We start from the raw sequence: 12,441 nt of genomic DNA, 5'->3' as shown, positions 1-12,441 counted from the left end.
ACCGCCATCAGGTCTCCCCTCGTCCCCACCGACGCGACAGCGTAGCCAGCACCGCCCCGTTCGGGAATCGGGCGGGTACGGTTCGGACCGAGCAGCCGACGCGCTACGGAAAACGGCCCGACCTGGTGGACGGTCCCGCTCGATCAGCCCGTCCGGACGACGGTGCAGATGACCGGCCCCTCGTCCGAGATCCGCAGCAGGTAGCGGTACCGCTCCCCCGGCACCGCCCGCCCCTGGCTGTCCAGGAACTCCCACTCCACCGCGACCATCGTCAACAGCGCGGACACCGGCTGCACATCCTCGATCCGGGCGTTCGCCGCGATCAGCTCCCGGTCCTGATAGTCCGGTGCGGCACCCACGAAGGACAACGCCACCGCCGCCGGTGACGTGAACGAGAAACTGTAGGTGTCGGCCACCACCAGACCCGGGAGGGCGTAGCAGCCCGCGATGGCCGGCAGGTCACCGGACGTCAGCGCCACGCCGTACCGGTCGAAGAAGTCGGCCAGCGTGTCAAGATCCGTGGAGGCGTTCACGGCCACAGCAATTGCCGGTCACCACCCGGGTCAAACCTCAACGAGGCGGCACCCGTACCTCGATCTCCGAACCCAGCCGGGCATCGGCGGCCAGACCCAGGTCGTCCCCACTCCAGAACCGCCCCGGGTCGTACCAGTTGGGGCGCCGGCCCGCCGGCAGCAAACCCATTGCCTCGTAGGTCACCGCGACGACCTCGGCGCAGTACGCCGTCTCCAGCGCCCGGTCCCGCTCCCCCGCCGATCCGACCGGGCTTGCCGGGCCGGCCTGGCTGGCAGGGCTGGTGGCGCCCGCGGAGCCGTTCGGGTCGGCGGGGGTGGTGGGGATCGGCCGGGGTGCCAGCGCCGGCCAGCCGGGGCGCGGCAGCGCGGGCAGCCTGATCGGACGGGCCAGGGCGGTCAGCCGGCCGGGGCGCGGCAGCGCCGGCACCCGACCACGCACCCACCGCCACGCCAACTGAGCGGTGGACGGGAACGGGGTGCCGTCCAACCGGGCGATCGTCCGCAGCACCGCCCGCTCCATCTCCCCGTCGGCCGGCGGATCGAGCTGCCGCAGCCAGGCCCGCTGCCCGTACCTGTTGGCCCAGACGCAGACCGCGTCCCGCAGGTCGTGCAACTGGACGCCACGCTGGTGCGTACCCGACCACAGGTCCGGCAACGACCTGCCCAACTCCGCATGCCACATCAACGGCGGCATGTCGTCCAGCACCACCGCCATGCCAACGTGGTTGACCGGGCTGTTGGTGGTGAACTGGATCGCCCGGTCCGGCACGCTGCGACCCCGGAACACCCACACGTCGCCGGTGCGGGTCAACTCCACGGCCTCATCCAGGCTGATGCTCATGAGGGTCTAGCCTAGGCCGATGGCGCAACGAATGCGGTGGTGGAAGGTTCTCGGGTTGGCCGGCCTCGCCGGCGTCGCAGCCTCCGGCGTGGTCATCGCGCGGGCCGAACGACGCCGACGCGCGTACACCCCCGAGGAGATCCGGCAGCGACTGCTGGAACGGCACGCCCAGGCCAGCGACGCCGCAAAACCCGCCGACCCGGCCTGACCAGCCGTCCCTGGCGACAATGGACGCAGCGGCCGGGCAGGTCGAAGACAGAAGAGCGCTGGGTCAACGTCGGCCTAGGTGCCGAGGTACTTGAGCACGGCCAGCACCCGGCGGTGGTCCGTGTCGGTGGGCGGTAGGTCGAGTTTGGTGAAGATGTTGCCCACGTACTTCTCGACAGCGCTGTGGCTGACCTTCAGTGCCTCAGTGATGCCGGTGTTGGACCGACCCTCCGCCATGAGCCGCAGCACGTGCTGCTCGCGCGGTGTGAGGCGCTGCATCGGGTCGTTGCGACGCACCAGCAGTTGGGCGACAACCTCGGGGTCCAGCACGGTGCCGCCGGCGGCCACCCGCCGCAGGGCGTCGAGAAAGTCCGACACCTGCGCCACCCGGTCTTTGAGCAGGTAACCGACCCCGCTGGTCGCGACCGAGAGAAGATCGGTGGCGTACCGTTCCTCCACGTACTGCGAGAGCACGCACACAGCGATCGTCGGGTGTTGCCGCCGGATGACGAGCGCGGCCCGGATGCCCTCGTCGGTGTGGGTCGGGGGCATCCGCACGTCGACCACCACGACGTCGGGCCGGTGCGTGTCGACGGCGGTCAGCAGCTGGTCGGCGTCGGGCACCGCGGCGACAACCTCGAAGCCACCGTCGGTGAGCAGCTTGGTGAGACCGGCCCGCAGCAGGACCGAGTCTTCGGCTAACACTATTCGCATGGGAGATAAACGGTAACGGTTGTGGGCCCGCTGGGCGGGCTCACCACGGTCAGGCTGCCGTCGAACGCCGCTGCCCGCTGCGCCAGGCCGCGCAGGCCGGTGCCGGCGCCGTCGACCGACGCGCCGCCGCGGCCGTCGTCGGTGATCGTGACGATCAACCGGTCGCCGACGCGCTCCGCCACGACCTCGGCCCGGCTCGCGTCCGCGTGTTTGGCAACGTTCGTCAGCGCTTCGGACACGGCGAAATACGCGATCGCTTCGACGCTCGGTGAGCAGCGTGGCGCGACGTCCACGTGCAGTTTCACCGGCAGGGGCGCCCTCGCGACGATGCCCGAGAGCGCCGCGTCGAGCCCTCGGTCGTTGAGGACGGCCGGATGCAGGCCGCGAACGAAGTCGCGCAGTTCGGCCAGCGCGGCGGTGGCCTCGTCGTGGGCCGCGGCGACGACCCCCAGAATCTCCGGCGGCTGGTCGACGAAGGCGGCGCGGGCCATGCCCAGGTTCATCGCCAGGGAGACGAGGCGCTGTTGCACACCGTCGTGCAGGTCCCTCTCGATCCGGCGCCGTTCGGTATCGGCGGCCTCGACCAGGTCGGCTCGGCTGAGCGCCAGCGACTCGACCCGCTCGGCAAGTTCCTCGGCGTGGCTGCGCCCGAGCAGGCGTCGAGCCGCGGCCGTGTCGGCCCTGGCGATGCCGCGCGCGACCCACGGCGCGGCGAGCAGCAGGGCTGTGGCGCCGCCGAACCACAGGCCGTACCCCACCCCGGACACACGCTCGGCCAACAGGGCGGCGAGCGGGAGCGCCGACCAGCAGAGCACGACGATCACCCCGCCGAGGCCGCCCAGCAGTGGGGCGAGCAGGTGGTAGGCGAGTTGGCGCCAGGTGGTTCCGAGGGTCCACGGCTGGTAGATCCGGTGCCAGCCGGTGCCAGGGTCGTGTTTCGGCGCGGCTATCTCGACACCGAGGAGGGCACGGAACCGTTCCCGTTGCAGCGCGCTGACGAACCGCGCGCACGCCGGCAGCGCCAGCGGGCTCAGGACGGCGACGACCACGTACACCACTGGGAGCAGCCGGTGACCGGTCGGACCTTCGACGAGGCTGTCCACGGCGGCCCACCACAGCACGCCCACGAGCCATACCACCGTGCCCGTGGTGGCTGCGAGGACCATCCCCGCCAGCACGTGGAAGGTCGCCTGCCAGGTGCGCGCCGACGACAGCGGGCGCAGCACGGCGAGCGGTCCGGTGGCCCGCTCGTCCGGCATCGCTCCCGCTCCCGCTGAGGTCATGTCTTCACGCTAGATATCCCGGCGTCGGCCGACCATCGGGCAGACCCACCGTCAGGGGTGGGGAAAACCCCAGGGCGGTCCGGCTGGCCGCCACACTTACCGCGCCGTCGTGCGCTGGCAGCGTAAACGCCAGTCGGACGAGGTGAGGAGCAAAGACGATGATCGAGGTACGGGAGCTGACGAAACGGTACGGCGACAAACTCGCCGTCGACGGGCTGACTTTTACCGTCAACCCGGGGATGGTGACCGGTTTCCTCGGACCGAACGGCGCCGGCAAGTCCACCACGATGCGGATGCTCCTCGGGCTGGACGCGCCGACGAGCGGTTCGGCGCTGGTGAACGGAGAGCCGTACCGGGCGCACACCTCGCCGCTGCGTGAGGTCGGCGCGCTGCTGGAGGCCCGCTCGATCCACCCGGGCCGCAGCGCGTACCACCACCTGTTGGCGCTGGCCCGCACAAGCGGCATCCGCCGCTCACGCGTCGACGAGGTGATCGAGGCGGTCGGCTTGGCCGGCGTGGCGCGGCGGCGGGCCGGCACGTTCTCACTCGGGATGGGGCAGCGGCTCGGCATCGCGACGGCCATGCTGGGCGACCCGCACACGGTCATCCTCGACGAGCCGCTCAACGGGCTCGACACCGACGGCATCCGTTGGGTGCGCGCGCTGTTGCAGGGCCTCGCCGCCGAAGGCCGAACGGTTTTCGTCTCATCGCACCTGATGAGCGAAATGGCGCTCACCGCCCAGCACCTCGTCGTCATCGGCAGGGGCCGGCTGATCGCCGATACCAGTGTGGCGGAGCTCGTCCGGGCAGGTAGCCGCAGCGTGGTCCGGGTGCGCACCACCCATCCGGACGCGCTCGCGGCCCGCTTGTCCGGGCCTGACACCGAGGTCTCGTTCGACCGGGACAACACGCTGACGGTGTCGGGGTTGACGACCGACCAGATCGGTACGGCCGCCGGTGCCGCCGGCATCACACTGCTTGAGCTCACCGCCCAGCAGGCCTCGCTGGAGGAAGTCTTCATCGATCTCACCCGCGACGCGGTCGAGCACCGCGCGAACACCGTTGGAGCGACGCCATGACCACCGTCACCTTTCCCGCGTACGTCGGCGAGCAGCGCATCACTCAGGTGCGCGTGATCCGATCCGAATGGATCAAGCTGCGCTCCCTGCCGTCCACGATCTGGTGCCTGCTGGCCACTGTCGTGCTCGTGGTCGGCGTCGGGCTGGCGTACACCACGTTGCGCGTCGCCCGGCCGCCCGCGGATCCGGCCGCGTTCGACGCTGTCGCGGTCAGCCTCTCCGGTGTGCAACTGGCGCAGTTCGCGATCGGCGCCCTGGGCGTGCTGTTCATCACCGGCGAGTACGCGACCGCATCGATCAGGGTGAGCCTGGCGGCGGTGCCCGGTCGCCTGCCGATGTTGTGGGGCAAAGTGATCGCGTTCGGGCTCACCACCCTTGTGATCTCCGTACCGGCCGTGCTGGCGTCATTCCTCGCCGGCCAGTCGATCCTGTCCGCCGAGGACCTGAAGATCGGCCTGGGCGAGCCCGGCGTGGTGCGGGCGGTGCTCGGCAGCGCGCTGTTCCTGACCGTAGTGGGCCTGCTCGGCCTCGGTCTGGGTGCGCTGCTGCGCAACACCGCCGGCGGGATCTCGGCTCTGTTCGGGCTGCTGTTCGCGCCACAGCTCGTGCTCGGGCTGCTGCCGGAGTCAGCGTCCGACGCGGCGTACCGGTATCTGCCGACACCGGCTGGCACAGCCGTCAGCTCTGTCCGCCAGGATCCTCTCACCCTCGGCCCGTGGACCGGATTCGCCGTGTTCTGCCTCTACACCGTGATCGTGCTCGGGCTCGCCGCATGGCAACTGCGCCGCCGAGACGTTTGAGCCGCGAACGGCGCAGACCGGCATGATCCACTCGGTTTCCATGAAGTCGGGGTATCCCCGGCGCTCGGATACCGCGATATCGCCGATCCCGAGTGGATCACGGCGGGTGCGCCGCCGTCGACCGGTGAGGGCTGTCCGGTGTGCGAGGTTTGTCGGGTGGTGGGGGTCACCCGGGTGGCGGAATCGGGGGCCGGGCGGGGTCGTTATACCTGGCACGGCCGCGACGCCGGGTCGCGGTGAGCGGCAGCAGCCGGGAACACCGGCCCGGCAGCCCGGGTTACACCCCCCGCACCGCCGAGCAGCACGGGCCGTGGAGCCCGGCGGAATGATCCGCTGCCCCACCTGGTTGCACCGTCTCCCGATGCCGGCCCCGCCGGGTCGCCGGGCAGGTGAGCTTTCCCGCATGGCCGTCGCCCGTGTGTCGTGCGGTATCCCCCGCAGAGTGAAGCAGAGGAGCACGCCATCATGCGTACCGATCTGATTCGGAAGACCGCCCTGACCGCCGCCGGCCTCGCCTTCACCGGCGGCGCGATCGCCGGACCCGTCACCACCGCCTTCGCCGCCCCGAACACCAGCAAGCCCGCGACGCAGACCCAGACCGACCGCAAGAGCGGTGAGCGGGAGTTGGGTGTGCGCTACGAAGCCCAGCCGAACTTCTACTACTGCGGGCCCGCCGCGACCCGTAACGCGTTGAGTGTGCAGGGTAAGGACATCAACGTGGACGCCATGGCCAAGGAGATGGGCACCACCGAGGCCGGCACGAACTCGATCAACGACATCACCCCGGTGCTGAACAAGGAGACCGGCACGAACGCCTACCGGTCGGTGGAGATCTCCCACCCGGACGCCGACGCCAAGCAGACCGACACCCTGCGCGCCGACATCGTGCGCACCGTCGACGACGGCCGGGCCGTGGTCGCGAACATCGCCGGCACCACCACCGACACCGACGGGGTGAGCCACTCCTACGAGGGCGGGCACTACATCAGCGTCGTCGGCTACCACGACAACGGCAACACCGTCACCATCGCCGACTCCGCCGACCCCAACCAGGCCTCCTACCACGTCACCGTCGAGCACCTCGCCGACTGGATCGCCACCCGCGGCTACGCCACCAACTGACCCACACGCACACGCACACCGAAGGGCCGGACCCCACCACGGGGCCCGGCCCTTCACCATGTCCAGCGATCAGTGCTCGTTGCCCGCCCGGACCGGACCGTCGTCGGAGTCCGTAACGGCCGACTGACCGCCGGCGACCGCAGCGGCCGACTGACCGCCGGGGACGGTAAGCGACTGACCGCCCACCGCGGTCGACTGAGCCACCGTGGCCGCGACCAGACCAGAGGCGTCCTCGGCCGACGTGACGCGGTGCGCGCGTCGGCGCAGCCACCAGGTGCTGCCCAGCCCGGCGAGCACCGCGAGGACCAGCCCGGCCCAGGAGATGTCCTTCAACCAGTGTTCGGCCGCGCGACCGACCGAGTACAGCAGGTACGTCGTGCCGAAGGCCCAGACCAGGCCGCCGGCCGCGTTCGCCACCAGAAAGCGGCGGTACGGCACGTGTAGCGCTCCGGCGAGCGGCCCGGCCAGGATCCGCAGGAGTGCCACGAACCTGCCGAAGAAGACGGCCCAGACGCCGAACCGGGCGAAGCTCTGCTCGGCGCGGGCGAGCTGTGCGGGGCCCAGGTGCTTGGGGAACCGTCTGCCCAGCCGGGCGAGCAGCGGACGACCGCCGCGCCGGCCGACCGCGTACCCGATGGAGTCCCCGACGATCGCGCCGAATGCTGCGGCGCTGGCCACCCATTCGGGTTCCACCACTCCGGTGGCGGCGAGCAGGGCGGAGCTGACCAGGACGATCTCGCCGGGCAGTGGGACGCCCATGCTCTCCACACCGATCACGCCGCCGACCAGCAGGTAGACCGCGATCGGCGGCAACGCCACGAGCCAGTGCTGGACATCGAACACGGTTGCCCCCTTCGCCGGCCGGCCTCGAACCCTACCCGGGCGACCTGTTCAGCAGGCGTCACCCGCGGCGGGCCGCACACCCCCTATCCGTCCTAGGAGGCTAGGGGTGATGGCGGGGCGGGGGCGGGCGGCCGGGTTGCACAACTAGCAAGACGGACGTACGGTTTTGTTGAGCGCGGAATCGGCGGTAAGTGTCACCTAACCTCGGCGGCACCCCGACCGGTGCGACAGACTGCTCAGGACTACTCACGGTCGCTGGTGTGAAGGAGTACGACGTGGCGAGCCTCGACACCTTCGGTGCGAAGACCCAGCTACGCGTCGGAGACGCGAGCTACGAGATTTTCAAGATTGACAAGGTGGAGGGCCACGCCCGGCTGCCGTACAGCCTGAAGGTCCTGCTGGAGAACCTGCTGCGGACCGAGGACGGCGCAAACATCACCGCCGACCACATCCGTCAGCTCGGCGGGTGGGACTCCACCGCCGCCCCGAGTGTGGAGATCCAGTTCACCCCGGCGCGGGTGCTCATGCAGGACTTCACCGGCGTGCCCTGCGTGGTCGACCTGGCCACCATGCGCGAGGCCGTGCGCGACCTGGGCGGCGACGCCACCAAGGTCAACCCCCTCGCCCCCGCCGAGCTGGTCATCGACCACTCGGTGATCGCCGACCTGTTCGGCCGCGAGGACGCGTTCGCCCGCAACGTCGAGCTGGAGTACGAGCGCAACAAGGAGCGCTACCAGTTCCTGCGCTGGGGACAGACCGCGTTCAACGAGTTCAAGGTCGTCCCGCCGGGCACCGGCATCGTGCACCAGGTCAACATCGAGTACCTGGCCCGCACCATCATGGAACGCAACGGGCAGGCGTACCCGGACACCGTCGTCGGCACCGACTCGCACACCACCATGGTCAACGGCCTGGGCGTGCTGGGCTGGGGCGTCGGCGGCATCGAGGCCGAGGCCGCGATGCTCGGCCAGCCGGTCAGCATGCTGATCCCCCGCGTGGTGGGCTTCAAGCTCTCCGGTGAGATGCCGGCCGGCACCACCGCCACCGACCTGGTGCTGACCATCACCGAGATGCTGCGCAAGCACGGTGTGGTCGGCAAGTTCGTCGAGTTCTACGGTCCCGGCGTGAGCGCCGTGCCGCTGGCGAACCGGGCCACCATCGGCAACATGTCCCCCGAGTACGGCTCCACCGTGGCGATCTTCCCGATCGACGCGGAGACGATCCGCTACCTGGAGCTGACCGGCCGCGACGCCGCGCAGGTCGCGCTCGTCGAGGCGTACGCCAAGGAGCAGGGCCTCTGGCACGACCCGGACGCCGAGCCGGAGTACTCGGAGCGCCTGGAGCTGGATCTGGGCACCATCGAGCCGTCGCTCGCCGGCCCGAAGCGCCCGCAGGACCGGGTGCCGCTGGGCAGCGCGAAGACGCTGTTCCGTTCCGCGTTGACCGACTACGTCGCCGACGACTCCACCGGTGAGCGCGACCTCAAGCCGAGCGTGGCCCGTGAGGAGCTGCCGCGCGGCGCGAACGGCCCGGCCGACGAGGCCAGCGCCGAGTCCTTCCCGGCCAGCGACCCGCCGGCCAACGAGTTCAGCGACCCGGCCGACGAGCCGCGCGACCTGGAGACGGCCGCCGCCGGAGCGGGCGGGCGGGCCACCAACCCGATCCGGGTCACCGGCACCGACGGTGTCGAGTACGAGCTGGACCACGGCGCGGTGGTGATCGCCGCGATCACCTCCTGCACCAACACGTCCAACCCGCAGGTGATGATCGGCGCGGCCCTGCTGGCCCGCAACGCGGTCGAGAAGGGCCTGACCCGCAAGCCGTGGGTGAAGACCACCCTGGCCCCGGGCTCGAAGGTCGTCATGGACTACTACGAGCGGGCCGGCCTCACGCCGTACCTGGACAAGCTCGGCTTCAACCTGGTCGGCTACGGCTGCACGACCTGCATCGGCAACTCGGGCCCGCTGCCCGAGGAGGTGTCCGCCGCGGTCAACGAGCACGACCTGTCGGTCGTCTCGGTGCTCTCCGGCAACCGCAACTTCGAGGGCCGGATCAACCCGGACGTCAAGATGAACTACCTGGCGTCCCCGCCGCTGGTGGTCGCCTACGCCCTGGCCGGCACGATGGACATCGACCTGGCCAACGAGCCGATCGGTGAGGACACCGAGGGCAACCCGGTCTACCTGCGCGAGATCTGGCCGAACAGCGCCGAGATCCAGGACGTCATCGCCCAGGCGATCGGCGCCACCGGGTTCAGCGCCGCGTACGCCGACGTCTTCGCCGGTGACGAGCGCTGGCAGTCGCTGCCGACCCCGACCGGTGACACCTTCGCCTGGGAGAACGACTCCACCTACGTGCGGAAGCCCCCGTACTTCGAGGGCATGCGGCGCCTGCCGGCGCCCATCTCCGACATCGGTCCGGCTCGGGTGCTGGCCAAGCTGGGTGACTCGGTGACCACCGACCACATCTCGCCGGCCGGCGCGATCAAGGCCGACTCCCCGGCCGGCACGTACCTCGCCGAGCACGGTGTGCCCCGCCACGAGTTCAACTCGTACGGCTCCCGCCGGGGCAACCACGAGGTGATGATCCGGGGCACCTTCGCCAACATCCGGCTGCGCAACCAGCTGGTGCCCGGGGTGGAGGGCGGCTTCACCGTCAACCACCTCACCGGCGAGCAGACCTCGATCTACGACGCCGCAATGGCCTACCAGGAGGCTGGCGTCCCGCTGGTCATCCTGGCCGGCAAGGAGTACGGCTCGGGTTCGTCGCGGGACTGGGCGGCCAAGGGCACGATGCTGCTGGGCGTCCGGGCGGTCATCGCCGAGTCGTACGAGCGGATCCACCGCTCCAACCTGATCGGCATGGGCGTGCTGCCGCTGCAGTTCCCGGTGGACGTCACCGCGGAGTCGCTCGGGCTCACCGGCACCGAGACGTTCACCATCACCGGGGTGACCGCCCTCAACGACGGTGAGACCCCGCGCACCGTGCAGGTCAGCACCGACACCGGCGTGGAGTTCGACGCCGTGGTGCGGATCGACACTCCCGGTGAGGCGGACTACTACCGGCACGGGGGCATCCTGCAGTTCGTGCTGCGCCGCATGATCGCCAACTGATCGCGTACGGACGTCGCCAGGCTCCCTCCCGCCCTCGGCGGGAGGGAGCCTGCGTCGTTCCCGGGTCGCTCCTCGTATCAGGCTCGGCCGCGGGCTAACCTCTTAGCTAAGGAGGTGCCACGGTGGCCGGTGAAGCTGCGGCGCAGTTCAACATCCACGATGCGAAGACGAACCTGTCACGCATCATCGAACGGGTCGAGCACGGCGAGGAGATCGTGATCAGCCGGGCTGGCAACCCGGTCGCCAAGGTCATTCCTCTTCGTCGGACCACACGCACCGGTCGCGGGTCTCTGCGCGGTGCGCTGGACCTGACCGGCGACTGGGATTCCGACGAAATCAACGACGAGATCGCCCGCGACTTCGGGCTGCCCGGATGAGGCTCCTGCTCGACACGCACGTGGTGCTCTGGTGGCTGACCGACGACCCGGTTCTCGGCACGGACATCAAGGACCGCATCGACACCGAACCCGATGTGTACCTGAGCCCGGTCACGCTGTGGGAGGTCGCGATCAAACAGTCGCTCGGCAGGCTGCCCGGCCCGGCCGATCTGGCCGAACGGATCCGTGACGCCGAACTGCGGGAACTCCCGATCCGCCACGATCACGCCATCGCGGCTCGTCGACTGCCGCTGATCCACCGGGATCCCTTCGACCGGATGCTCGTCGCGCAGGCCCTGCACGAAGGGCTGACCCTTGTCACCAGGGATGACCGCATCCAGAAGTACGACGTACCGATCCTGGTGGCGTGACTTCCATCCGCCAGCGGGTGGGCTCGTCGGCCCGGCGCTCGCCGCGTGGACGCTCAGCGCAGCCGCAGCGCGACAGCGCGGGCCTCCTCGTCGGTCAGCGGCAGGAACCAGTGGAAGCGGCGGACGATGGCGACCGGATCGGGGCCACCGGGCTGGCCGCGCAGGTCGCGGATCGCCCGGCGGGTGATCCGGGAGAACTCGGGGATCAGGGTCGCGCGGCGGGCGGCGTCCGTCGGGGTCGCACGCAACGTGGGGCAGGGCCAGTCCTGACCGCAGGCGTCGCGCGCGGGTTGCCGAGGTGCTCGGTCGGAACGTCGACGAGCTGTGGCCCGACGCGTTGAAGCGTCGGACACCCGCCTGGTTCCGCCCCTGGGCCGAGATCGAGCGCGAGGCGCTGTCGCTACGGTGGTTCGAGCTGACGTGGATACCTGGTCTATTTCAGACCAAGGCGTACGCGCTGGCGACGCTGGTCGGCGAGGCACTGACACCGGCCGAGGCCGACGACCTCGCCGAGGCGCGACTGAGCCGGCAGGCCATCCTGCGCCGGGAACGCCTGCCGCTGCTCGTCGCGGTCCTCGACGAGACGATTCTCCGGCGCACCCTCGACGGCGACCGGGCCATGATGCGGGAGCAGTGCGAGCGGCTGGCCGAGCAGGCCGCGCTGCCGAACGTGTCGGTCTTCGTCGTGCCCGCCGACGTCGGCATGTATCCGGGGCTCGGCGGCCCGTTCACCGTGGCCGAGATGCCGGACGGCGCGCGGGTAGCGCACGTCGACAGCCAGGCGCAGGCGCAGCTCATCGACAAGGTTGCCGACGTTGCTACGCTCGACCGACGGTGGGAACGCATTCGCGACAAAGCCCTGTCGCGGGCGCAGTCCCTCAATCTCATCAGGGAAGCGGCAGCCTCATGGACCTGACCGGCGCTCGGTGGCGCAAGAGCACCAAGAGCGGCAACAACGGCGGCGACTGCGTCGAGGTGGCCGACAACCTCCCGGGCGTCGTCGGCGTACGCGACTCCAAGGACCCGGCCGGTCCGGCGCTCACCTTCGACCCGGCGGCCTGGTCCCGATTCCTGGCGTCGGCCAAGCGCGGCTGAGTCTCTGCGAGGTTTCCGGCGCGCCCAGGCGGCGCCACCTTCCCGAAGCTGAGATCTTGGACA

The 12,441-nt window shown here is 70.4% G+C and carries 14 protein-coding genes and 1 pseudogene; 9 read left to right on the top strand and 6 right to left on the bottom strand.

Annotated features, from left to right (window positions below; translation table 11 throughout):
• Positions 1–143 precede the first annotated feature (143 nt).
• Together GA0070612_RS15855 and GA0070612_RS15850 are read right to left on the bottom strand one after the other, a co-directional pair.
• Positions 144–533, bottom strand: coding sequence for a hypothetical protein (locus GA0070612_RS15855; RefSeq protein ID WP_088991536.1), 390 nt, complete (start codon positions 531–533; stop codon positions 144–146).
• A 37-nt stretch (positions 534–570) separates the two neighbouring features.
• Positions 571–1,374, bottom strand: coding sequence for a hypothetical protein (locus GA0070612_RS15850; protein ID WP_088988594.1), 804 nt, complete (start codon positions 1,372–1,374; stop codon positions 571–573).
• A gap of 19 nt (positions 1,375–1,393) precedes the next feature.
• On the opposite strand from GA0070612_RS15850, the gene GA0070612_RS15845 reads away from it, so the two are divergent.
• A complete protein-coding gene (locus GA0070612_RS15845) occupies positions 1,394–1,582 on the top strand; it encodes a hypothetical protein (RefSeq protein ID WP_088988593.1) in 189 nt (62 codons plus the stop codon).
• A 74-nt stretch (positions 1,583–1,656) separates the two neighbouring features.
• On the opposite strand, the gene GA0070612_RS15840 is transcribed toward GA0070612_RS15845, so the two are convergent.
• Entirely contained in the window at positions 1,657–2,295 is a 639-nt protein-coding gene (locus GA0070612_RS15840; protein WP_088988592.1) for a response regulator, read from the bottom strand.
• Positions 2,286–3,578, bottom strand: coding sequence for a sensor histidine kinase (locus GA0070612_RS15835; protein WP_088988591.1), 1,293 nt, complete (start codon positions 3,576–3,578; stop codon positions 2,286–2,288). Before GA0070612_RS15835 ends, GA0070612_RS15840 begins: the two co-directional genes overlap by 10 nt.
• Before the next feature lie 158 nt (positions 3,579–3,736).
• On the opposite strand from GA0070612_RS15835, the gene GA0070612_RS15830 reads away from it, so the two are divergent.
• The 3 genes from GA0070612_RS15830 (at position 3,737) to GA0070612_RS15820 (ending at position 6,579) form a co-directional block, all read left to right on the top strand.
• Positions 3,737–4,657 (top strand): ATP-binding cassette domain-containing protein, encoded by a 921-nt coding sequence (locus tag GA0070612_RS15830; RefSeq protein ID WP_088988590.1) that lies wholly within the window; start codon positions 3,737–3,739, stop codon positions 4,655–4,657.
• Entirely contained in the window at positions 4,654–5,457 is an 804-nt protein-coding gene (locus tag GA0070612_RS15825) for an ABC transporter permease subunit (protein WP_088988589.1), read from the top strand. Before GA0070612_RS15830 ends, GA0070612_RS15825 begins: the two co-directional genes overlap by 4 nt.
• Positions 5,458–5,922: 465 nt before the next feature.
• Positions 5,923–6,579, top strand: a complete 657-nt coding sequence (locus tag GA0070612_RS15820) for a C39 family peptidase (protein WP_088988540.1) — start codon at positions 5,923–5,925, stop codon at positions 6,577–6,579.
• A gap of 69 nt (positions 6,580–6,648) precedes the next feature.
• Here the strand turns inward: GA0070612_RS15820 and GA0070612_RS15815 are convergent, their stop codons facing one another.
• Positions 6,649–7,422, bottom strand: coding sequence for a DedA family protein (locus GA0070612_RS15815; protein WP_088988588.1), 774 nt, complete (start codon positions 7,420–7,422; stop codon positions 6,649–6,651).
• Between the two features lie 260 nt (positions 7,423–7,682).
• Here GA0070612_RS15815 and GA0070612_RS15810 point away from each other — a divergent pair, with 260 nt between their 5' ends.
• The 3 genes from GA0070612_RS15810 to GA0070612_RS15800 all read left to right on the top strand — a co-directional run bounded on the left by GA0070612_RS15810 (position 7,683) and on the right by GA0070612_RS15800 (position 11,283).
• Complete coding sequence (locus GA0070612_RS15810; RefSeq protein ID WP_088988587.1) at positions 7,683–10,535, top strand: aconitate hydratase; 2,853 nt, start codon at positions 7,683–7,685, stop codon at positions 10,533–10,535.
• A 122-nt stretch (positions 10,536–10,657) separates the two neighbouring features.
• On the top strand, positions 10,658–10,912 hold the full coding sequence (locus GA0070612_RS15805) for a type II toxin-antitoxin system Phd/YefM family antitoxin (RefSeq protein ID WP_088988586.1): 255 nt from the start codon (positions 10,658–10,660) through the stop codon (positions 10,910–10,912).
• Positions 10,909–11,283: a type II toxin-antitoxin system VapC family toxin gene (locus GA0070612_RS15800; RefSeq protein ID WP_088988585.1), complete on the top strand. Its 375-nt coding sequence runs from the start codon at positions 10,909–10,911 to the stop codon at positions 11,281–11,283. The genes GA0070612_RS15805 and GA0070612_RS15800 overlap by 4 nt, the downstream gene beginning before the upstream one ends.
• Before the next feature lie 53 nt (positions 11,284–11,336).
• Here the strand turns inward: GA0070612_RS15800 and GA0070612_RS15795 are convergent, their stop codons facing one another.
• A complete protein-coding gene (locus GA0070612_RS15795) occupies positions 11,337–11,531 on the bottom strand; it encodes a hypothetical protein (RefSeq protein WP_231924575.1) in 195 nt (64 codons plus the stop codon).
• 17 nt (positions 11,532–11,548) lie between these two features.
• Between GA0070612_RS15795 and GA0070612_RS15790 the strand changes: the two are divergent.
• Together GA0070612_RS15790 and GA0070612_RS15785 are read left to right on the top strand one after the other, a co-directional pair.
• Positions 11,549–12,199, top strand: a pseudogene (locus GA0070612_RS15790) (DUF5753 domain-containing protein); the annotation flags it as partial.
• The gene (locus GA0070612_RS15785; protein WP_088988583.1) at positions 12,190–12,378 is read left to right on the top strand and encodes a DUF397 domain-containing protein; all 189 of its coding nucleotides are present in this window, start codon (positions 12,190–12,192) and stop codon (positions 12,376–12,378) included. The pseudogene GA0070612_RS15790 and the gene GA0070612_RS15785, both read left to right, overlap by 10 nt.
• Positions 12,379–12,441: the final 63 nt, after the last annotated feature.

This window comes from Micromonospora chokoriensis (genome assembly GCF_900091505.1).
GTDB classification, from domain to species: domain Bacteria; phylum Actinomycetota; class Actinomycetes; order Mycobacteriales; family Micromonosporaceae; genus Micromonospora; species Micromonospora chokoriensis.
The sequence above is the reverse complement of the archived record's forward strand: the minus strand, read 5'-3'. Positions and strand labels throughout refer to the sequence as shown.